Source organism: Clostridium sp. MSJ-8, from assembly GCF_018918325.1.
Classification (GTDB): Bacteria; Bacillota; Clostridia; order Clostridiales; family Clostridiaceae; genus Clostridium.
This window is the reverse complement of sequence record NZ_JAHLQH010000049.1, coordinates 150527-174808: the sequence shown is the minus strand read 5'-3', so window position 1 is coordinate 174808 and position 24282 is coordinate 150527. Positions and strand designations below refer to the sequence as shown.

21 protein-coding genes and 2 other annotated features are annotated in these 24282 nt (G+C 27.6%); of the genes, 5 read left to right on the top strand and 16 right to left on the bottom strand.

Annotated features, from left to right (window positions below):
* The first annotated feature begins 32 nt into the window (after positions 1-32).
* Together KQI77_RS11585 and KQI77_RS11580 are read left to right on the top strand one after the other, a co-directional pair.
* A complete protein-coding gene (locus KQI77_RS11585; protein ID WP_216390584.1) occupies positions 33-716 on the top strand; it encodes a response regulator transcription factor in 684 nt (227 codons plus the stop codon).
* Complete coding sequence (locus KQI77_RS11580; RefSeq protein ID WP_216390583.1) at positions 709-1998, top strand: cell wall metabolism sensor histidine kinase WalK; 1290 nt, start codon at positions 709-711, stop codon at positions 1996-1998. Before KQI77_RS11585 ends, KQI77_RS11580 begins: the two co-directional genes overlap by 8 nt.
* Positions 1999-2048: 50 nt before the next feature.
* On the opposite strand, the gene KQI77_RS11575 is transcribed toward KQI77_RS11580, so the two are convergent.
* The 13 genes from KQI77_RS11575 to ytxC form a co-directional block, all read right to left on the bottom strand.
* Complete coding sequence (locus tag KQI77_RS11575; protein WP_216390582.1) at positions 2049-3452, bottom strand: hypothetical protein; 1404 nt, start codon at positions 3450-3452, stop codon at positions 2049-2051.
* A gap of 808 nt (positions 3453-4260) precedes the next feature.
* The gene (locus KQI77_RS13100; RefSeq protein ID WP_253289445.1) at positions 4261-7383 is read right to left on the bottom strand and encodes an Ig-like domain-containing protein; all 3123 of its coding nucleotides are present in this window, start codon (positions 7381-7383) and stop codon (positions 4261-4263) included.
* A gap of 1372 nt (positions 7384-8755) precedes the next feature.
* Complete coding sequence (locus tag KQI77_RS11565; protein WP_216390581.1) at positions 8756-9262, bottom strand: hypothetical protein; 507 nt, start codon at positions 9260-9262, stop codon at positions 8756-8758.
* A 249-nt stretch (positions 9263-9511) separates the two neighbouring features.
* On the bottom strand, positions 9512-10006 hold the full coding sequence (locus KQI77_RS11560) for a methylated-DNA--[protein]-cysteine S-methyltransferase (protein ID WP_216390580.1): 495 nt from the start codon (positions 10004-10006) through the stop codon (positions 9512-9514).
* 108 nt (positions 10007-10114) lie between these two features.
* Positions 10115-12490, bottom strand: coding sequence for a phenylalanine--tRNA ligase subunit beta (gene pheT, locus KQI77_RS11555; protein ID WP_216390579.1), 2376 nt, complete (start codon positions 12488-12490; stop codon positions 10115-10117).
* Positions 12491-12521: 31 nt separating this feature from the next.
* Positions 12522-13541 (bottom strand): phenylalanine--tRNA ligase subunit alpha, encoded by a 1020-nt coding sequence (gene pheS / locus KQI77_RS11550; protein WP_216390578.1) that lies wholly within the window; start codon positions 13539-13541, stop codon positions 12522-12524.
* Between the two features lie 93 nt (positions 13542-13634).
* Positions 13635-13856: a binding site (T-box leader), on the bottom strand.
* Between the two features lie 25 nt (positions 13857-13881).
* Entirely contained in the window at positions 13882-14673 is a 792-nt protein-coding gene (locus tag KQI77_RS11545) for an RNA methyltransferase (RefSeq protein WP_216390577.1), read from the bottom strand.
* 10 nt (positions 14674-14683) lie between these two features.
* The gene (locus KQI77_RS11540) at positions 14684-15355 is read right to left on the bottom strand and encodes a TrkA family potassium uptake protein (RefSeq protein WP_216390576.1); all 672 of its coding nucleotides are present in this window, start codon (positions 15353-15355) and stop codon (positions 14684-14686) included.
* Positions 15356-15367: 12 nt separating this feature from the next.
* Positions 15368-16717, bottom strand: a complete 1350-nt coding sequence (locus KQI77_RS11535) for a TrkH family potassium uptake protein (protein WP_216390575.1) — start codon at positions 16715-16717, stop codon at positions 15368-15370.
* Positions 16718-16810: 93 nt separating this feature from the next.
* A complete protein-coding gene (gene rplT, locus KQI77_RS11530) occupies positions 16811-17170 on the bottom strand; it encodes a 50S ribosomal protein L20 (protein WP_216390574.1) in 360 nt (119 codons plus the stop codon).
* Between the two features lie 26 nt (positions 17171-17196).
* A complete protein-coding gene (rpmI, locus tag KQI77_RS11525) occupies positions 17197-17394 on the bottom strand; it encodes a 50S ribosomal protein L35 (protein ID WP_216390573.1) in 198 nt (65 codons plus the stop codon).
* Positions 17395-17415: 21 nt separating this feature from the next.
* Entirely contained in the window at positions 17416-17940 is a 525-nt protein-coding gene (gene infC, locus KQI77_RS11520; protein WP_216390572.1) for a translation initiation factor IF-3, read from the bottom strand.
* 31 nt (positions 17941-17971) lie between these two features.
* Positions 17972-18095 (bottom strand) — a sequence feature (ribosomal protein L20 leader region).
* 24 nt (positions 18096-18119) lie between these two features.
* Complete coding sequence (gene ytxC / locus KQI77_RS11515; RefSeq protein WP_216390571.1) at positions 18120-19022, bottom strand: putative sporulation protein YtxC; 903 nt, start codon at positions 19020-19022, stop codon at positions 18120-18122.
* A gap of 209 nt (positions 19023-19231) precedes the next feature.
* Here ytxC and KQI77_RS11510 point away from each other — a divergent pair, with 209 nt between their 5' ends.
* Positions 19232-19930, top strand: a complete 699-nt coding sequence (locus KQI77_RS11510; RefSeq protein WP_216390570.1) for a DUF6873 family GME fold protein — start codon at positions 19232-19234, stop codon at positions 19928-19930.
* A gap of 378 nt (positions 19931-20308) precedes the next feature.
* Here the strand turns inward: KQI77_RS11510 and hslO are convergent, their stop codons facing one another.
* The 3 genes from hslO to KQI77_RS11495 form a co-directional block, all read right to left on the bottom strand.
* On the bottom strand, positions 20309-21196 hold the full coding sequence (gene hslO / locus KQI77_RS11505) for an Hsp33 family molecular chaperone HslO (RefSeq protein WP_216390569.1): 888 nt from the start codon (positions 21194-21196) through the stop codon (positions 20309-20311).
* A gap of 13 nt (positions 21197-21209) precedes the next feature.
* On the bottom strand, positions 21210-21953 hold the full coding sequence (locus KQI77_RS11500; RefSeq protein WP_216390568.1) for a class I SAM-dependent methyltransferase: 744 nt from the start codon (positions 21951-21953) through the stop codon (positions 21210-21212).
* Positions 21954-22024: 71 nt separating this feature from the next.
* Positions 22025-22276, bottom strand: coding sequence for a small, acid-soluble spore protein, alpha/beta type (locus tag KQI77_RS11495; protein ID WP_216390567.1), 252 nt, complete (start codon positions 22274-22276; stop codon positions 22025-22027).
* Positions 22277-22479: 203 nt separating this feature from the next.
* Here KQI77_RS11495 and dapA point away from each other — a divergent pair, with 203 nt between their 5' ends.
* A complete protein-coding gene (gene dapA, locus KQI77_RS11490) occupies positions 22480-23358 on the top strand; it encodes a 4-hydroxy-tetrahydrodipicolinate synthase (protein WP_216390566.1) in 879 nt (292 codons plus the stop codon).
* 10 nt (positions 23359-23368) lie between these two features.
* A complete protein-coding gene (gene dapB / locus KQI77_RS11485; protein WP_216390565.1) occupies positions 23369-24133 on the top strand; it encodes a 4-hydroxy-tetrahydrodipicolinate reductase in 765 nt (254 codons plus the stop codon).
* Positions 24134-24282: the final 149 nt, after the last annotated feature.

Here is a 24282-nt window from a genome sequence, read left to right as displayed (position 1 = left end):
GATATAATATCTACTGAAGGGCGTGATACTTAATGAAAATACTATTAATTGAAGACGACATAAAATTATGTGAAGCATTAAAATTTGAATTTATTAATGAGAATTTTGATATAGATATTTGTAATGATGGTGAAGATGGATTAACATATATTTTAAATGATAACCATGATTTAATCATATTAGATAGAATGCTACCTAGCTTAGATGGAATATCAATCTTAAAAAAAGCAAGAGAAGCCAAAATATCAACTCCTATTATTATGCTTACTGCTTTAAGCACTATTAACGATAGAATTTTAGGTCTTGATACTGGAGCTGATGATTATGTCATTAAACCATTTGATTTTCAAGAACTTATGGCTAGAATAAGATGTATAACTAGAAGACCTAAGCAAATTACAGATACTGCTGATATAATTAATTACTTAGATATATCTTACGAAGAAAATAAACGTATCCTATCTTGTGGTAACAATTCATGCTCATTATCTAAAAAAGAAGGAGCTTTATTTTCTTTCTTTCTAAAATATCCCAATTCTACTCTATCAAGAGAAAAATTATTATCTTATGTATGGGGAAGTTATGCTGAAGTAGAAGATGGCAACCTAGATAACTATATTTATCTTGTTAGAAGAAGATTAAAATCAATAGGAAGCAATTTAACAATAAAAACTATACGCGGAATAGGCTATAGACTGGAGAAAAAAGATGTTTAAAAAACTTCAAATAAACTTAACACTAATATGCACAATCATAACTAGTATAATACTTGTATTAACGTCAACAATAGCTTTAAGTTTCTTCCAGAAGAACTTATATACAACAGATTATAATACATTTACTAATAATGCAACATCATGCTATTCATACATACAAGCTCAAGAGACTTTATCTCTTCAATGGCTTACACAATCAGAATTCAATGGCAATTACACCATGTATATATCTGAAAATAATACACCACTTAAAATCACTGAATTTCATACAGATAAAAATTATAAAAAATTAGTTGATAAATGTATTAAAATCGGAAAAGAAAAATATTCTTTTGACATAAACGATACCGAACTTAATCTTAAGATATATACAAGTATAGATTTTACCACAGTATTTAAAAACCAAAAATTTTTTATTTCATTGGGACTAATTCCCAAAAACGATAGTTATATTTCTGTTGTTTTAATGCATTCTCTAGATAATTATTATAAACAACTACATCGTCAAATAATATTTTATATATTAATAGATTTTTTTGCTATTATATTATTAACTATATTTGCTTATCTATTTTCTAAAAAAGCTATTGCACCTATTATAGATAGCAAAAAAAGACAAGACAGGTTTATTGCTGCTGCATCTCATGAATTAAGATCTCCTCTAGCAGTTATTCTATCTAGCGCATCTGCCTTAAAGAAAACTAAAACACTAGAAGAAAGTAATAGATTTATACAAACTATTAATTCAGAAGGTAATAGAATGTCTAATTTGATTAATGACATGTTGCTTTTAGCTAGTGCAAATGCAAATAGTTGGAGTATCAATCTAAATGAAGAAGAAATAGATACAATAGTAATTGATAGTTATGAATATTTTGAAATTATGGCAAAAGAAAAATCTATTAATTTTGTTTTAGATATTGAAGATACTATTTTTCCTAGATATATATGCGATAAAGAAAGGTTAATTCAAGTACTATCCATTCTAATTAATAATGCATTTAATTATTGCAAAGTCAATGGAACAGTAACTCTGAAACTTCAATTAACTAATACATATATAGAAATATTAGTTATTGATAATGGAATAGGCATAAGTGATACAGATAAAATTCACATATTTGAACCATTCTATAGAGTGGATAACTCTAGAAATAGTAAAAGTAATTTTGGTTTAGGATTATCTATAGCACATGAAATAATAAAACTACTTAAAGGCACCTTATCTGTATCTGATACTTTAGGTGGTGGTACTACATTCTCTATTAAACTTTTTCTATAAGTTACTTAAGTAAGGAATATAAGTAATGTTTATACTTTAATTTAGAGAGCCTATAAATAATTTAACATTACTAAAAATAATATTACTACTACAAACCCTATGCCAACTGTCTGTAATATTTTACATCTATTTTTATAGATCTCTAATAAATTATTATTATATATGCTTGTCTTTTCTGCTATTAATGCCTGTTGAGATAATTTTTGATTTTCTAACTCTGTTTTTTTATTATTATTTACATAATAATCACTAAACATTCTCTCACACTGATACTGAAAAGACATTTCTAAATATTGCATCTTATAAATATTAAAAAAACATTTAACTTCATTTAACGTATATAATTGCTTATAATTTCTTTCAGTAAATTCATTATTTTTAGCATTATCTATTATTTTATGTATCTTCTCCCATAACCATATTCGTTCTGAATCTATATCTGCTTCTTTTAAAACAATATGTAAAACCTTTAGATAGTTTAAATTTAACATAGCTTTATCTAAATAATTTGAAAGAATTAACATATCACAAATATCTTCTAATCCTAAAAAATTGTCTATAAAGACATCTATATTGCTATTAATATTGTCAAGTGCATCAGATATTCCATTAAGTATTTTATTTTCTTCTCTTTTTAATTTATTTAATGCTGATAATAAAACCTTTCTTCTATCTTCTTCTATATCAAACGAATTCGCATATTCAGTTAATTCCTTGACCATAGTAACGTTTTTATCTTGAATTTTTAAAGCGCTCTCTTCTAGAGCTTCTATGTAAGGATATAGTTTCTCATATTCAACCTTAATAGCATCTATACCTGCATTAATTTCAGCTATTATATCTTCCTTAGTATTATTGTCTATAGTCCTTCCTACAGTTTCAAATATAATGTTTTTATTTTTATCATATATAATTACATTATCATCGTATGTAGTAAAATTATATATATCTAATCCTATTCTCTTATGTTTTATATCTTTTAGGCTTAGCTCCTCTAGATAATTATTATCATCAAACATAATCTCATAATCTAAAATAGATTTATCTATAATATTTTCTCCATCCTGCCTCATATTAATTATAGTATTAGATACCTTAGAATATATCCATTTTATAATATTATATAATTCATCTAGCATTCTCTCAGTTTCTTTATCTTTTACTTCAATAGAAGATAAAATATTACTTGCCTTAACCTCATAATCCTTTTTATAACCATCAATTCTAATTTTTTTATCCTGTTTAAGTCTAGTATATTTTATATTTCTTTCTCCATATAATCTAGCATAATTTTCATATAAAAATTCTATTATATATCTACATCTTCCCATAGCTAGATCTTTATTAATGTATACTAAAACTTCAAGTTCATTCAACATTTTATAAAGGATTTCTAACACCTTATTATTTTTAAGCACTTTTTTATCTTTTATCAAAAAATCATACTTTACCATTATTGTCTCCTCTACAATCATAATCATATTTATTTTCGTATACTTTTCTTAATAATTTATAGAGTGCTTGTATAATTAAAATATAATAGCATTAGTTTCAGTAATTAAAATAAGAAGTGATTTGATTTTACAAATCGTTTGTTCAATTTCATTAATACTTACCTTTAATTTCTCACAGTATTTTATTTATTATAAACATTATTAATTCTTCCCTAGCAAAAATGCTTTGTTCCATCAAATAACTTCTATTTTAATTATTTAAGCGTTATGGTGATTTTTAATATATCTATATTGTCTGCAAATATCTTAAGTCTTCAGTAATTCTTACTAAAAAAATTATTGAATATATTTTTTAGATTACTTATTTTTCAGTTATTAATATCAAATTATTGATTTAAGTAAATTATTTATAATAGAATTTAGTATTTCTTATAATAAAAATGTAAAGATCCCGTTAAAAATACTATACTGTCTGAGCTTTAGCGAGTTTATAGTATTTAGGGATCTTTACTCTTTTTTATTATATTAGTAAATACTTAATGATATTATATTATTTACTTAGAACATATAATTTTGATATTAATTATTGTGAAACATAAGTTATTTAACAATAATACCTTAATTTTTTTATAGTTAGAAATACTTAATGAAATTATGCTATTTATGAAAACATATAATATTGATACTAATAATAAACATAATATTAATCAAACCAAATAACATTGGATTTTTTACATATTACATTATTTACTTAAACATATAATTTTGATATTAATTATTGTAAAATATAAGTTATCTAACAATAATGTTAACTTAATTTCTTTCTCTTGTTTAAATATACTGCATATAATGCGATACTTAAGATCATCATAACACCATATACAATATAAGAATTATTATCTCCTGTCTTGATAGCATTAGATTCTTTTATAACTTTATTACTATCCTTTTCATTCTTACTTGATTTATTTACTATATTATTATCATTAACTTTTATATTATTAACTTTATTAATTTTATCATTGTTATTCTTGTTATTATCCACATCTAAAACTTTATTTGAATCTGGAATTATAGCATATTTTGTAGTTGTTCTTTCTATGAAACCACAAACAGTACATACACGTTCATTAATGCCATCTTCTTCTATAGTAGCTTCTTGTATTACAGTCCAATCGCCAAATACATGTGTTTCAGAATCTGCTATATCACCACATGTGCATATATGATAATGATTATTTGTATCCCATTTCCATTCATCACTATATACATGCTTATGAGCTACAGTTACATTACAAACAGCACTATGAGTTCCATCTACTGTAGTTACTTTTATAACAACATTTCCTTCTGCAATTGCAGTTACAATACCATTATTATCTACAGTTGCTATTGATTCATCACTACTTGAGTATATAACTCCTTGATTAGTTGCATCTATTGGGTTAACAGAATATGTTATATTAAACACATCTCCAACATAAATACTAGTATTTTCTGGTGATAATGTTAATGTATACTCTTTTTTAATGTTAGTAACGCCATTTTTTTCTACTTGATACTTACTATCTGCACCATCAAAACTTGGAAGAGGATCTGCAATGCTTCCCCAATATGTGTCATTGTCATAGTCAACATTTCCTGTAGTATTTGTTTCTCCATTAATTAAATTACGATTAGTTGTATCTGCGATTTTAATACCTTCTGTTATTGCACTGCCTCCTACTTCATTTTTCATAGGTTTTATTGCAGCTCCACCTTCTAAGTATGCATCTTTAACTGATATAATTCCTTTTCCTTCAACTGCATTTCCGCCATAACCAAATGTTCCATCACCAGCAACAGCTATTAGTTTACCTTTACCAGTAATTTCTCCATTATTAAGAACAATTGCTGTCCCACCATTTGTAGTAAGTGCAAGATGACCCCCACCATACACAGCAAGATATGATCCTTCTGTTATATTAAGTTTTCCATTAACTTTTAATCCTGTTTGTCCTGGATTTGCTTTCCCTGTTGTTGCATTTATACCCATAGGTGATTCATCTCCACGAATTACTACTGTACCTATAACATTAACATTACCATTTGCTACAACTACAGGATTAATATTTGATCTAGTTTCATCACCATTTGCAATATAATTAGTATTAGAATAAATAATTGAATTAACTACAGTAGCTCCATCTTGAAGTATCAGTTGTCCATTTATAGAAGAACCTGTAAGGAATTCTCCATCTCCAAAATCATTATAATTCATAGAGAAAGTTCCACCTTTTTTTACTTCAACAATGCCTTGAATAGGAGTATCATGTAGAGATAGCTTACCTCCATTTTCAACAACAATACGTACACTACTCAAAACATCCATATTTACTAATGTTAAATCACACCCCTTTGGTACTACAAGAGTTTGAGTAGTTTTTGAAGCTGATGGAATTGAATATCCTAATTTTCCATAAGTACCTGATGTATGAGAACCATACCAAGCTTTTATATTTTTAGGTACATATACTATATTATCATCATTATCAAAATTTTTAATTGCCCATGGTTCCATATCATACATATATTTACCATCAGCAGTTTGAGTACAATTTTCTGTTGTAAGTTGATCTTCTAAATTTTCTTCACCTGAATAAACCTTAAATATAAGTGCATTACTTGTAGCTCTTCTTCCTTGATTATCAGTTATTGTTACAGTTATTGGGTATTCACCTTTCTTTTCTGGTGTACCTGATAAAGTTACAGAACTATCATATGGTGAATACACTCCAACCATGCCTGATTGATCATCTAATGTTACAAAAGTTTTGTCCTTTGCGGTATTTAAAGAAATATTACTATCACATAGTGGTTTCCAATCTTCTTCTGTTGGTTCTTTATCCTTTGGTAATATAACAGCTTGTACTTCTGCACTACTATTTTTATTTTGTGTAACACTAGTTGAAGCACTTGTTACTGCATCATAACCTTTTTGATTAATTATAGCTGCTTCAAAGTTTCCAACTAATCTTACATGTAATCTATATTCATCTCCAACTTCTACATCATCTGTAACAGGAATAATATTAACATCTTTATCATTAACAACATTTACTTTTAATTTTATATCTTGATAAGCTTCATTTTTTATTGTTATAATTCCACCTGTTTCAAATGGAATCCCATTAAATTTATCAAAATATATGCAGTCATTTTCTTTATCTAAATAGTATTGCTTTCCATTAAGAGCCATCTTAAATGATTGTTCTTTCCATTCTGTATCATTTTCAGAAATTGATGATATTCCTGATACATATCCCTTTTCTTTTATTTTAAAAACAAGATAATAAGATTCTGATTCTAATGATACTTCAGGTGCTGCTGTTAATGTGTCACCACATACAGTACATACTCCATTAATATAATTATGTGGTCCTAATTCACCATATTTCTTGCCACATTTTTCACAAGTTGCTTGTTCTATACATGTTGCTATACCACCACTATGTTTGCATTTCTCATCTTCTTCAGATGAATCCTTTGATATAATTGCAGTATGATTACTTTTATCTAATTCCAAAACCAAATCTTCATATCCGTTAGCCTTTATTACACATCTTGCTTTATTGTCTACAAAAGCTCCCCCTTCGCCAATATAAAGATATTGATTATCTTTATCAATGTAATAGTATTTATTATTCCAAACACTATAACTTGATGTACCTTTTGAATAATTCTCGTTAGCAATTATTATTTCATCAATTGCTTCAAGCCATTCTTTATCTGTATCATTAAATTCGATTTTAAAATCATAGCCAAAATTTGATTCGCAATTTTTAATTTCACTTGGTGGATTATTTGCTGCAAATGCAATATTAGGTACTGTAAATAAAACCATTAATACAGTTAAAACAAGTGCGATACCTCTCTCTTTAATTTTCTTCATAAATATATCTTACCTCCTTAAAAAATAGAATTCTCTGATTAATTTATCTTCCCTAGAATTCCTAATTAGGAGAATATCATAGAAAATTCACATTTACAATATTACAGCAACTATAATATCAAGCAAAATTTCTCATTAAACATATAAAGGCAATTTATAATTAAAGCATTAAATGGCATTAATTTTTCTTACTAAAAAAATTATTGAATATATTTCTTTTGGATTACTTATCTTTTTAGTTAATTAATATCAAATTATTGATTTAAGTAAATATTGATAATTAAAATATAATAGCATTAGTTGCAGTAACCTATTGTTCCATATCATTTATACTAATCTTTAATTCTTCATGGTTATATTATTCTATATCTACCTATAATTCTAACCCTAACAATAATGGTTACTTCCACTAAGCTTATTATATTTTAATTATTTAAGCGTTATTGTGATTTTTAGTGTATCTATATTATTATAAGCATCTTAATTCTTCAGTAATTCTTGCTTAAAAAAGTTATTAAATACATTTATTTTTGATTATTTATCTTTTCAGTTAATTAATATCAAATTATTGATTTAAGTAAATATTGATAATAAAAAATCCAATGTTATTTGATAATGCTAATATTATGATTTTCTTTATTTGTATCAATATTATTGCTTTGAATAAATCTTCATAATGAATGATTATAATTAAAATATAATAGCATTAGTTGCAGTAACCTATTGTTCCATATCATTTATACTAATCTTTAATTTTTCATGGTTATATTATTCTATATCTACCTATAATTCTAACCCTAACAATAATGGTTACTTCCACTAAGCTTATTATATTTTAATTATTTAAGCGTTATGGTGATTTTTAGTGTATCTGTATTATTTTAAGTATTCATCAGTAATTCTTACTTTTAAAAAATTATTGAATATATTTATTATTTAATCACTTATCTTTTCAGTTAATTAATATCAAATTATTGATTTAAGTAAATATTGATAATAAAAAATCCAATGTTATTTGATAATGCTAATATTATGATTTTCTTTATTTGTATCAATATTATTGCTTTGAATAAATCTTCATAATGAATTTTAGGATTTCTTATTATAAAAAAATTAAGGTAGCGTTTAAAATGTTGTACTGTTTGAACTTTAGTGAGTTTACAACATTTAGCTAACTTAATTTTTTTATATTTAGAAATGCTTAATGAAATTATGCTATTTATGAAAACATATAATATTGATACTAATAATAAACATAATATTAATCAAACCAAATAACATTGGATTTTATCCATATTATATTATTTACTTAAACATATAATTTTGATATTAATTATTGTAAAATATAAGCTATCTAACAATATTATACAAATCATCCCACATCACTCATACTACTTCCTGACACTAATTTTTTTAGTTTTTCATAATCATCATCTGGAAACTCAAACCAATGTTTATTATAATATTCATTTTTATCTCCACGACTATATTCCCCAAATGCATCTAATATATCATGAGATAGTTTGACAGTACTAAAGTTTGCGTCTAATAGTTTTTCATATATTTCTAAGTTATCTGGCATCTTTTCTCCATATAACTTAATTCTAGAATCATACCATTCAATAATTGCATATATACTAATATTTATCATTCCAGGCTTCACTTTCTTCATACATATAATATTAGCACCTGGTTCATCATCTAATATAACATATCTTTCTCCGTGATTTATTGTTAATATCTCATTAAATGCTTGTAAAAAATGTCTAGGTCCATCATTTAACCACTTACTAGTTGTGACTATGTAAACGTTTTTGTCATCAGCATTAAAAGTCATACCAAACCATCCTACATGAATCTTCTTGATTTCAAATTCCATATATATCACCACCTAATTGTACACTATAATAATATTATAATGTACAAAAATGCCTATTATCATAACAAAAAGCAAATAATTTGTAAATAGCGAATGTTTATAATTAAAATATAATAGCATTAATTGAAGTACTTGATTAAAATAGAATGACTTTGATTTTAATTATCCCAAACTTATAGTAATTTTAAGTTTTATCTATTGCAATAAGTATTTCATCTATAATAATACCTAATAATATTAAGAATTTCTTTATTTATGTGTTTCCATATTTAATAGCCACAATTTCTTATCTAAACCACCTGCATAGCCTGTCAATTTTCCATTTTGACCAACAACTCTATGACAAGGAATAATAATAGATATAGGATTATGTCCTACTGCATTTCCAACTGCTTGTGCTGACATCCTCTTTATTCCCCTTTGATCTGCAATCGTATTTGCAATTTCTCCATAAGTCATTGTTTTACCATAAGGAATTGATAATAATACTTTCCATACTTCTCTTCTAAAGCTTGTTGTATTTATTGATATTTCTGGCATAAATTCAGGTACCTTGCCATTAAAATAAATATCTAACCATCTACAGGTTTCTTCAAATATCGGAAGTTTTTCTTCTATATAATCATTTCCAAGTGTATCTGCAAAATATCTCTGTCCATCAAACCATAATCCTATTAGCTTTTCTCCATTACTTGCCATAGTAATTCCTCCAATAGGCGACATATATTTATGTATATACTCCATATCTTCTAATCTCCCTATATTTCTTTTAATATAAACTTTCTGTTTAGTAAAAAAGTGATTTTACACTAGAAATTGTATAAAACCACTTTTTTTATAGCAAACAAATTATTATCTTAAAACAGCCCCTAATTTATGCTCTAGAGCTTTTAATATCTTATCATGAACTTTATTAACTTCATTATCTGTTAATGATTTTCTAACATCTCTATATACTATAGCATATGCCATACTCTTCTTACCTTTTTCTATTTGTTCACCTTTGTATACATCAAATAATGATATCTTTTCTACAAGATTTCCTCCTGCTCTCTTTATAGCATCTTCAACATCACCTGCTAATACTGCATCATCAACTAATATTGCGATATCTCTTGTTGCTGCTGGGAATTTTGCAATAGGTGAATATTTCTTAGTTATATCTGCAGCTTCATACATCATATCTAAATCTAATTCTGCAACATAACAAGGTACATCTATTCCATAAGCTTCTAATACGTCTGGATGTATTTCTCCAAATACACCTGCATTTTTGTTTCTTATTAGTAAGTTTGCTGTTTTTCCTGGATGGAAAGTAGGATTTTCGCTTTCTCTTGCATATCTAGCCTTTAATCCTAATTCTTCTACTAGATTCTCTATTATCCCCTTAAGATCATAGAAATCTACATCTCCATACATACCTATAGTAAGCACATTCTTCTCAGTAGGAATCTTTGTTTCATCCTCATCTTTAATGTATACTCTTCCTATTTCAAATATACTAGCATAATCATTACTTCTTGAATAATTTCTACCTAATGATTCCATTATCGATGGAAGTGCTGAAGTTCTCATAACAGAATAATCTTCACCTAATGGATTTTTAATTTTTATAACATTTCTAAGTGGTGAATCTTCTGCTACTCTTATTTTATCAAATACCTTTGGTGATACAAAAGAATAAGATATTGATTGGTTTAATCCTGATGATACTAATGTATCTAAAACTATTTTTCTTAACTTATCATTTTTATGAATATTTTCTCTATCTGGAACTACATCAACAACAGTTGTAGGAATCTTGTCATAGCCATATATTCTTGCTACTTCTTCTGCTATATCTTGTTTTATTCCAATATCAACTCTAAATGTAGGAACAGTTATCTCTAAAGTGTCTCCATTTACTGTCGTCTTCATGTCTAAACTATCTAGATATTTTTTCATATCATCAGCTTTTATATCTGTACCTAAAAATGAATTGATATATGAAACTGATACTTCCATATGTCCTTCTTCTTTTTTGCATGGATATTCATCTATTGTTCCATGAACAACTTCTCCGGCTCCTAATTCACATACTAAGGCACATGCTCTATCTAGGGCAAGTTCTGCTAGGTTTGGATCTATGTCCTTTTCAAATCTTCCTGAACTTTCTGTTCTAAGAGCTAATTTCTTAGAATTAACTCTTATGTTAGTTCCATCAAAGTTAGCACATTCAAATATAACTTCTGTTGTATCATCTTTTATCTCTGAATTCAATCCACCCATTATTCCAGCTAAAGCTACTGTCTTATCAGTGTCTTTTATACATAAGAATGTATTATCTAAAGTTCTCTCTACTTCATCTAATGTAGTAAATTTTTCATTATCTGATGCTGTATCTACAATTATTTTATTTGTTGATATTTCTCTTGCATCAAAAGCATGCATAGGTTCACCAATTTCTAACATAACAAAATTAGTTATATCTACTATATTGTTTATAGGTCTAACTCCTGCTTCTAATAATCTTTCTTGCATCCATGCTGGTGATGGAGCTATCTTAACATTCTTAACCTTTCTAGCCATATATCTCTTACATAAGTCACTCTTTATCTCTACAGATAATTCATCCTTAACATTGCCATTTCCCTTAACTTCATATGATAAATTAGGCATCTTATAAGTTGTATCTAATGCAGCTGCTGTTTCCCTTGCCATTCCTATCATACTTAAACAATCTGGTCTATTAGAAGTAATATCAAAATCTAATATTGCTTTGTTTAATCCTAAATGTTCCTTTATATCCATTCCTACAACAGCATCTTTATCTAATATAAGTAATCCATGAACAGGTTCATCTCCTGCTATGCCCAATTCCTCTTCAGAACAGAACATACCATTAGAAGCAACTCCTCTCATTTTACCTTTCTTAATTTCTGTTCCATCTGCAAGTCTTGATTTATGAAGTGCAACTGGAACTTTATCTCCTTCTTGCATATTTGTTGCAGCTGTTACTATTTGTAATGGTTCATCAGCTCCAATATCAACTTGACATACACTTAATCTATCTGCATCTGGGTGTTTCTCTATCTTAAGTATTTTACATACTACTACGTTTTGAATTTCATCTCCTTGAATCATTACTTCTTCTAATTGAGATCCTGTTAATGTAAGGATATCTCCTAATTCATGTGGTGTTACATCTATATCTACATAATCTTTAATCCAATTATATGGTACTTTCATTTTTTATTTCCTCCGTCCTTATTTCCATCTCTTAGAATTGATTTAAGAATCTCATATCACTCTCATATAGTAATCGTATATCATCTAATCCATAGCTTAACATAACCATTCTATCTATTCCGAATCCAAATGCGAATCCACTATATTCTTCTGGATCTATTCCACCATTTTTTAATACTTGAGGATGAACCATTCCACAACCTAATAATTCTATCCAACCTGATCCTTTACATACGTTACAGCCTTTTCCTCCACATACAAAACATGTAGCATCCATTTCTGCTGATGGTTCTGTAAATGGGAAATGGTGAGGTCTAAACTTAGTCTTAACCTTATCTCCAAACATCTTCTTACAGAATAACTCTAATGTTCCTTTTAAATCAGCAAATGTAACATTTTTATCTATAACCAATCCTTCCATTTGGTGGAATATAGGTGAGTGTGTTGCATCAACTGAATCTGCTCTATATACCTTTCCAGGTGATATCATTTTAATTGGTGGCTTTTGATTCTCCATAGTTCTTACTTGAACTCCTGATGTTTGAGTTCTAAGAACCAAATTATCATTTATATAAAATGTATCTTGTTCACTTCTAGCCGGATGATTCTTAGGTATATTTAATGCTTCGAAGTTATAATAATCAAGTTCAACTTCTGGACCATCTTCTACTGCAAACCCCATAGAAATAAATATATCTTTTATTCTATCTATTGTTAATTCAACTGGATGTTTGTTACCTATAACCTTTTTATTACCAGGCATAGTTACATCTATAATTTCATTTTTTAATTTTGCATTCTTCTCTGCTTCTTTTATAGTTGCCTTAGCAGCATCTAATTTTTCTTCAACTATTTTCTTAACATCATTTACCATTTTACCCACTATAGGTCTTTCTTCTTTTGATACATTACCCATACTTCTTAAAATAGTAGTTAATTCACCTTTTTTACCTAAATACTTAATTCTTAAATCTTCTAGTTCAGCACTTTCTTTAGCATCTTGTATTGCTTTTAATGCTAATTCTTCAATGGCTTTTAATTTTTCTTTCATTATTTAATTATCTCCTTTCTTATGTAGATGGTATTATTAATTATATAATTTCCTTTATAGTACAAAATAAAACGCCCCTATGTTCAAAACGAACAAAGGGACGAAAATATCCGCGTTACCACCCTAATTAACATTCATTATAGAATGTTCTCTCAAATAAAATATAACGGTTTAAACCGCTAGCTACTACTAAAATGTTCACAGCTAGAACTACGAAGTGAACTTCAATGCTACTTGCCATAAGAAGGCTTACAGTCTATGACCTTCTCTCCCTATATGTCTCGAAACATCTACTCTCTTCATCTACATTTCTTTCATATACTTAATTATTATAACCATATTATCTAATAAATTCAACTGTTTTTTGTCTTACTTTTTCATATAATATTATTGCTGTTGCAACAGACACATTTAATGATTCAGCTCCACCTGGCATAGGGATTTTCACTTTTTTATCACTTAAATTATATATTTCCTCACTAACACCATTACCTTCATTGCCCATAGATATAATTATTTTACCAGTTAAATCTTCTTCAAAGAAATTCTTTTCTCCTTGTAATGATGTAGCTAACATAGAAAAACCTTGATCTATTAATTCCTTTGTTTGAGAATATTCTTCATCATCTAATATTATAGGAATATAGAATATCGATCCCATTGTAGCTCTTATAACCTTAGGATTATATACATCTACTGTTCCTTTAGTAAGTATTATTCCATCAACTCCTGCAGCATGAGCTGTACGAATTATAGTACCTAAGTTTCCAGGGTCTTGAACTTTATCACATAATAAATAAAACGATCCTTCTTTATTAACTATAGAATTGCCTATATCTAATACTGCAACTATCCCTTGAGGGTTCTCAGTCTGACATAATTCATTTAGCAATTCATCTTTTAGTATATATATTTTTGTATCATTAATGTATTCACCTAGGTATTCTTCAATCTTATCTTCAGAAGAACATGAAACAAAAACTCTATCAACATTAATTCCTGCTTTAAATGCTTCTTGCACTATCCTAAAGCCTTCTATTAAATATTTTTTATTTTTATTTCTTCCACGTCTATCTTTTAATTTCTTAGTTTCTTTAAATAGATTGTTTTCTTTACTTTCTATTTTTATCAAATGTTTCACCTCATATCTTCTTATTAACTGAGATATTTTCTAGTTTATTTAAACTCTTTCGACTTCCTATAACTACTAATATGTCATTTGCTTTTATTATATCTTCAGCATTAGGATTAACATTTATTGAATTATTGGATTTTATAGCAACAACATTAATATCATATTTTTTACGAAGTTCCAAGTCAATAAGTGTTTTGTTTTCCCAGCTCTTAGCTATTCCTATTTCCATTACCCCGTATTCATCTGATAATTGAATATAATCTAATACACTTGAAGATACAAGATTATATGCCATTCTTATTCCCATATCTTTCTCTGGTAATACTACTTTATCTGCACCTATCTTCATTAAAACTTTTTCGCACATTTCATTTTTAGCTTTACATATTATATTTTTAACTCCTATTTCTTTTAAATTCAGAGTTATAAGCACATTTGATTCTAGATCATCTCCTATACTTACTATGACTATATCAAAATTTCTAAGTCCTAATGATAATAATTGGTCTTTATCTGTAACATCCATACATATAGCTTTTGTAGCTAATTCAACCATTTCTTCTACTATATCTTCATCTTTATCTATAACTAACACATCATGCCCTAATTCGTATAATGTCTTAGCAAGAGACCTACCAAATCTCCCCAATCCTATTACTGCAAATTGTTTCTTAGTCATTTTCTATCACCTCTACCCAATTAATAATTTCCCTTCTGGATACTTATAACTTATTTTTTTCTTTTTCTTCTTAGTTAATGCAAAAATTATTGTAAGAGGTCCTACTCTTCCTATATACATAGATATGATTATTACTATTTTACCAATTACATCTAACCTCTGAGTAACTCCTGTAGTTATTCCAACAGTTCCAAATGCTGAAGTAGCTTCATACAACAAATCAATATAATCTTCTCCTTGTTCTGCAATTACCAATATAAACGTAACTACAAAAACTATTCCAATTGCAATTGCAAATAAAGTGAATGCTTTATATACTATTTCCTTGCTAAATCTTCGTCCAAAAGCTTCTGTGTCATCTCTTCCTTTTATAACACAAATTATAGTAAGTATAATAAGCCCTATAGTAGTTGTTTTAATACCACCAGCTGTTGAACCTGGTGAACCTCCTATAAACATAAGCATTATAGTTAATATCTTACTAGAATCTGTCATGCCTCCAGTAGATATAGAATTGAATCCAGCGGTTCTAGGAGTAACAGCCGAAAAGAATGCATTTAATAACTTATTCTTAAAAGTCATATTGCCTAATGTTTCTGGATTATTATATTCTAAAAAGAAAAATGCAATAGTTCCTATAGCTAATAAGGTAATTGTAGTTGTAATTACCAATTTAGTATTAACTGATAACCTTTTTCTATTTCTTGTTTGATATATATTTGATATAGTACTAAACCCTAATCCACCTATTATTACAAGAGCGCTTATCACAAGTATAAATAAAGTATTAGTATTATAACCTGTAATACTATTAAAATTACCTATAAGATCAAATCCTGCATTACAAAAAGCAGATACAGAATGAAATATGCTATAAAATATTCCTTTACTTAATCCATAATCAGGAATAAATATAAAACCAAGTGCTATTGCACCTATTCCTTGCACTATAACAGTAAATAATAGTATACCTTTAACCATTCTTACTATTCCTTGTATATCAAAAACATTAATAGCTTCTTGTACTATCATTCTATCTCTTAAAGTAATTTTTTTACCTATGATAATATATATAAATGTTGTAAGAGACATAAATCCAAGTCCGCCAATTTCAATTAAGAACAATATAACAGATTGACCAAATGTATTCCAATATGTTCCCGTATCTAATGTTATAAGTCCTGTTACACAAACTGAAGAAGTTGCAGTAAACAATGAATCTAAAAAATTAGTACTTTTACCACTTCTAGATGATATAGGAAGTGATAATATTAATGCTCCTACTAATATTATTATTATAAATCCTAAAGCAAGTATTTGAACTTCATTAAATCTTCTATGTTTTTTTTTAGTATTTTCCATATATATAACCACCTCACAATTATAGTAGCAAATATAACTTCCTATTAGAGTAAAAAAAATGCGACAAGTACTTTGCCGCATCCATAATTTGTCTTAAGCTTCTAATTGTTTCTTAGCAACTGCTACTAATTCTGCAAATGCTTTTGGATCATTGATAGCTATTTCAGAAAGCATCTTTCTGTTTATATCAATTCCTGCTTTTTTGATTCCGTTCATGAATTTTGAATAAGACATGTCGTTCATTCTTGCAGCAGCATTAATTCTTGCTATCCATAGCTTTCTGTAGTCTCTCTTCTTTAATCTTCTTCCTACATAAGCATTTCTTAATCCTCTTATAACTGATTCATTAGCAGTCTTAAATAGCTTGCTCTTTCCACCGTAGTATCCTTTTGCAAGCTTTAATACTTTTTTATGATTCTTACGAGCGTTTACAGCTCTCTTAACTCTTGCCATTTCTTAAACCTCCTGTGTTCTATATCCTATAGGTATGGTAATAATTTCTTCATTACTTTTTCTTGAGTAGTTGATACATATCCAGCTTTTCTAAGATTTCTCTTTCTCTTAGCGCTCTTCTTTGTTAAGATATGACTTGTGAAAGCTTTAGATCTCTTTAACTTTCCAGTTCCTGTTTTTCTAAATCTCTTTGCTGCACCTCTATGGCTTTTCATTTTTGGCATTTTATGTTTCCTCCTCTCAGTTTAAGCCTTCTTAGGGCCTAAAACCATTGTCATGCTTCTTCCTTCTTTTTTAGCAGGTTTCTCAACTGTTGAAACTTCTGCTAACTTCTCAGCGAAGTTATCTAAGATTTTTAATCCCATATGAGAAAGTTCCATTTCTCTTCCTCTAAATCTGACAGTGATTTTAACTTTATCCCCATCTTCTAAGAACTTTTTAGCATTTTTAGCTTTAATTGCGATATCATGTTCTTCAATGTTAATACTAACTCTGATTTCCTTGATATTCATAACTTTTTGATTCTTTTTAGCTTCTTTTTCTTTCTTTGATTGCTCATATATATACTTACCGACATCCATGATCTTACATACTGCTGGTTTTGCATTAGGCGAAATCATAACTAAATCTAAGTCTGCATCTTCTGCTTTTCTAAGGGCATCCTTAATATTCATGATTCCTAACTGAGCACCATCATTATTAATTACTCTTACTTCTTTTTCTTTTATGTCTTCATTAACAATATATTTTTTATTATTGATAGTTTTCACCTCCGAAATAAAAAAGCAAATATTCTATAATATATAATAAAAAAGACGGCATATGCCGTCTGTTATTATCAAATAGTAAATCTACTTAATGCTAACCATGCTAGCTACTAAACAAGTGCTGCAAGGTGAGAAACGGCTTGTTTCTTCTTCTCAACGTTAATTATTGTATCATCTATTTATTACTCTGTCAACACTTTATTTTTAGATAATTTATATTTATCTGTATTCTCACAAAATATAATTCTATCTTCAAATACTTGCTCTAATGTCCTGAGAAATTCTTTATTATTACAATTATCATAACCATATATCTTAATCTTCTTCGGTACACTAGTTATAAGTCCACTTATAAGTATATCCTCAACATTGGCATCTACAATATTAAGCTCTGTATCTGCAAGTTCTTTAAGATATACCTTAAGCATATCATTACCATCTTGATCTTCAACAATATATAATCCACAAGAAGTAATCTTAATTCTAACTTCATCTATCTTACATTCTTGAATATCTACAAAATATTTAAGAAGCCTAATAAATTCCTCATATTCTTTATCTATTATATATTTCTCTATAATCTTGTCAACTATAGATTCTATATCTTCTCTCAATTCTCTCATTCTAAAGGTAATAAATCCATTAAAATTTATTGTGTCATTCTCACTCACACATGATTTTATCTTGTCTATAATAGAATGTATCATATTATAGCAATAAATAAATATTTCTTCACTAGGCTTTTCTCTTGTTTCTAATACATCTATTATATTTTGCTCTATATCTAATATTTCTTCTTGTTTAAGGAAAAAATAATTTTCTGTTATATAGTCGTATAGTTCCTTCTTCCTATACTCTACTACCACAACATTAAATAAAATATTGCTAACATATAATAATATCTTCTCTGATATATTTGAGTTGTAGGTAGAATCATCACACATTATTTTTACTATTCTAGAGCTACCTTCTTCCATTTCTACTATTCCAATAGAAATATTTTTACTATCAAATGAATTTTTCATATCCTGTAGTTCTTTTGCAAAGTCCATTTCTTTATTATAAACTATTTTTAGTACAAGCATGGGTTCTCACTCCCTTCTAATTATAGTATGGTCTTTATTTTTTTCTATATTCAAAATATTATAATAGTTCAATGATAGTTATTTATATTTTATATTACGGCACTTACTATACATTAGTTCTAAATAAACACAATGTTTAAATTTGATTTTATTACAAAATGATAGTATTTTTATAGATAAGAAAAAACAAAATCTAACAGGAGGAAATTATGTATTGTTTCTTAGATTATAGATGTTCAAATGAAGAAATAGATAACATAGTAAAACAAGGCTTAACACCAATAATTGTTCCTAAAACCACTAATGTATATGATGCAATTAATGGACATGTAGACATTCAAATGAATATCATCTCAAAAAATACTATTATTATTCACAAATCTATGGATAAAGATTTCTGCAATACACTTGATAAATTCAATATTAAATATATCTTTTCCAATGATGATTTAAAATATTCATATCCTGGAGATATTATTTTAAACGGAATTGTTCTAGACAATTATTTTATTCATAATTTAAAATATACAGATAAAAATCTTTTAGATAACATAAAAAATAAGACGCTAATAAATGTCAAACAAGGATATAGTAAGTGTTCTGTCTTAATTGTAAATCAAAAAGCGATAATTACTAGCGACAAAGGAATTGCTAATGCTCTAAAAAAAGAAAATTTTGATGTGCTTCTTATACCACCTGGCGATATTATATTACCTTCAATGAATTATGGATTCATTGGTGGAACTGGTGGGCTTATAAACAATAATACTATGGCATTCTTTGGTAACCTACAATATTATGCTTACGGTAGAGAAGTATATGATTTTCTATATAAGTATGATGTTAAACCCATATATTTATCTCAAGGCAAGTTAATAGACCGTGGCAGTATATATATAATAGGATAAAAATATTATTTGTTTATTTTTTCTATATTTGATAAAATTAATTATATACTAACTATAATTCGAATTTCAAAAGCAATACTACACATACTATTTTAATATCACATTAAGGAGGTATTTTAGCATGTTTTATTTAAAGTATTTTGTTATATTTATAATAATAATGGAATTGATGATGAGTTATACCATAATTAGTTCAGCATATATAGGATACAAACAGAAAAGAGTAAAACTAAAAACAATTTCTTTGTTATCTATAGCATCTAGTGTAGTTATTTTCAGCACCTTAGCTATAACTATTTACACCTTATGGTAATCTCTATTTGAATATAAAAATAAAATCGTCAAGGCAAATATGAAGCCTTGACGATTTTGTTATATTTACTTTTCTGTTGCTTTCTTTAATATCTCACCTATTTGTTCATGAGTAAATTTATACTTTTTATTACAGAAGTGACATACAAGCTCTTCTTCTTTTCCATCATCATATATCTCTCTTAAATCTTTTTCACCTATACTTATAAGAGCCTTTTCTATTCTTTCTCTAGTACAATCACAATAATATGAAGGAGTTATAACTTCATCTGATAATTTTAAATCCATTCCTTCAAATACATATTCTAATATTTCTTCAATAGTTTTACCTTCACTTATCATAGTTGTTATAGAAGGAATCTCTTCTAGTCTATATGTTAATAAATCTGCTAGCAATGGATCTGCATCTGGCATCATTTGAATTATAAAACCACCAGCTGCTTTTATACTTAAGTCTTTATCAACTAATACTCCTAATGATACTGCTGATGGAGTTTGTTCTGATATTGTAAAATAGTATGAAAAATCTTCTGCAATTTCTCCAGAATGAATAGGCACTTGTCCTACATATGGATCTTTCATTCCTAAATCCTTTATAACATATAATAATCCATTTACACCTACAGCACCACCTACATCTAATTTATGTTTATCATTAAGTGGTAGATCCACATATGGATTCCCTACATAACCTTTTACATGTCCATCACTATATGCAGTAACAGTTATACCATTAATAGGTCCTCCACCATTTATTTTAGTTGTAACTACTTCTTTATCAGACTTAAGAGTACTTCCTAATAGTACGCCTGCTGTTAACATTCTACCAAAAGCTGCTGCAGCAACTGGAGTACAATTATGAACACTAGCTCCATAATTAACAGTGTCTGTTGTTATAGCTCCTAATACTCTAACCATTCCATTTTTGGCAGTTCCTCTTATTAACTTATCCATAAATATCCTCTCCTTATTTCTTCTTATTAACTACATATAATATTCTTTCACTTTTGTCATTAACTTCTTCATCTGAATATCCATCATACTTATGTAATACATTAAGTTCTGCTTCTTCTAATAATTCTTCTATCTTAGTTTCAGAATAAGCTCTCTCATAATGTTCTTCTTCAAATCGCTCATAATATTCTCCTTGTTTAACAAAGAAAGTCAAGAACATATTCACTATATTATCTTCATCTAATGTATTCTCCCAAGTATAAAAAATCTTCTCTTCACTATAAGTGTATATATTATTGCCTAAAACTTCAGTTATCTTATAGAAAGAATTAATGTCAAATACAAATATTCCATTATCCTTCAAGTGATTCTTAACACTTTTAAAATAATCTAATACCTCTTCCTCTTCAAGAATATAATTAGTTGAATCTAATACACATGTTATCAAATCAAATGTATGATTAAGGCTAAGCTCACTCATCTCTTGACATATCATCTTCGCTCTTATTTTGTTTTTCTTAAACTTATTAAAAGCTATATCTAGCATCTCTTCTGATAAATCTACTAGATAAGTTGTTTTAAATTCTGGTGCAATGTTAATAGAAACATTCCCAGTTCCGCAAGCAAGATCTAAATAATCTTCTTTATCTATATTATATTCTGTGATAAATGAATTAATTTTATCCTTTATCTTATCATAATCTATATCCTCATATATAAGTTCATCATATATCTTAGCAAATTCACCATAACTCATGTATAACACCTCAACTAGTACATTTTTAATTACTACACATTATATTAAGGCCTATCATGAAAATAGTCAATTTATTTTCTACTAAGTATCTCTCTATTACTAGGTATATTACGTTCTTTTTTTCTCTTAGTCATAATTCCACCTATTCTACCTGTTTCTTCAGCACTAAGTCCACCCCAACCATATTTATCAACCTTATCACTTAATCCTAATTCTTCTGCAATCTCATATTTCATATTCTCTCTTAACTTCTCCTCAGGAGTTAGCTCCCTATTGCTTTTTAGCTTAGATTTTATTATCTTCTTCAATGGTGTTTTACTCATACTAAACATCTCCATATCGCTAATTATTTTATATATATTTTACCCATATATTATTTGAATATTCATTTTAATAATAATATTTATTGATATTTTAGTTTCTATTCATTATCATAGTAATTGTAATTTAATAATTTTTTCTTAAATTTTTAAGATAGAATGAATATAATATACTAAAAATAAGAATATTAGATTGGAGGATTTAGATGTCTATATTTGAAGGTTCTGGTGTAGCTCTAATAACGCCTTTTACTGATGAGGGTGTAGATTATAACAAGTTAGAGAAGCTGCTTAACTGGCATGTAGAAAATCATACTGATGCTATACTAATATGTGGCACAACTGGTGAAGCTACTACTATGACATTAGAAGAAAAGAAAAAGACTATAAAATTCACAGTAGATATAATAAACAAAAGAATACCTGTAATCGCAGGTACTGGTTCTAATAATACTCAAGATGCTATAAATATGAGTAAATATGCTGAATCAGTAGGAGTAGATGCTGTCTTAGTAATTACTCCTTATTATAATAAAACTAATAAATTAGGCCTATTTAAGCATTTTGAAGCTATTAATAATGCAATTAATATTCCTATTATGTTATATAATGTTCCATCGAGAACAAATGTAAATATCACACCAGATATTTTAGGCAAAATAGCTACTTTATCTAACGTAAAAGCCATAAAAGAAGCTAGCGGAGATTTTTCGCAAATCGCTAAAATGATGGCTTCTTATAAAGATCAAATAGATTTTTATTCTGGAAATGATGATTCAATAGTCCCATTTATATCTATCGGTGGCAAAGGAGTTATTTCTGTACTAGCCAATATAATTCCTAATACAGTTCATGATATGACTAAAGCTGCATTAAATGGGGACTACAAAAAAGCTCAATCTCTTCAGCTAGATTATTTAAAACTAGCTAATAATTTATTTATAGAAACAAACCCAATTCCAGTGAAAACTGCATTAAATCTTATGGGTAAAAAAGTTGGTCCTTTAAGACTTCCATTATATGAAATGGATAGTAAAAACGAAGAGATTTTAAAAAATACACTTAAGGATTACAACTTAATATAAGGAGGCAAATATGACAAAAGTAATACTAAACGGTTGCTGTGGTAAAATGGGGAAAATGGTTACAGCATGTACAAGTCAATTTCCTGATTTAGAAATTGTAGCAGGTATTGATAAATTCCCAACTACTGCAGATTATAAGATTTTTAAAAGTACAAAGGAAGTAGATATTGAATATGATGTTTTATTAGATTTTTCTAGAGCAGATTCTCTACATGATTTAATAGAACTTACTGAAAAGACTAATAAGCCTTTAGTAATATGTTCAACTGGATTTACTGAAGATGATTTAGCACTTATTAATGAAAAGAGTAAGACTCTTCCTCTATTTAAAACTGGTAATCTTTCTCTTGGAATAAACCTAATTGCTAATGTATTAAAGAAAGTATCACCATTACTATATGGTAATTATGATATAGAAATAATAGAAAAACACCATAATCAAAAAGTAGATGCTCCAAGTGGAACAGCAATACTTCTTGCTGATGCTATAAAAGATTCTCTTGATGAAGAAACACATTATGTTTATGGAAGAGATGGAATCAAGAAGAGAGAAAAATCTGAAATAGGAATTCATGCTGTTAGAGGTGGCGGAATAGTAGGTGATCATGATGTACTATTTGCAGGAACTGGTGAAGTTATAGAATTTAATCATAGAGCAATATCGCGTGAAGTCTTTGCAATAGGTGCATTAAAAGCATGTGAATTTATGAATACAGTAACTAAACCAGGTCTTTATGATATGAATGATGTAATAAGTGAGGTACTAAATTTCTAATTTAGCTTTTATAAGTGCCCCAAATTTCCAAGGTGCCTTTATGAAGCTGTCGATTTTGTTAGAAGCTTATGACAGGTTCTAAAACTTATTTTTTTGTAGTTCTATCATAGCACTATTTTTCTTTTTTACTCTTTAGGTAATACACTCTA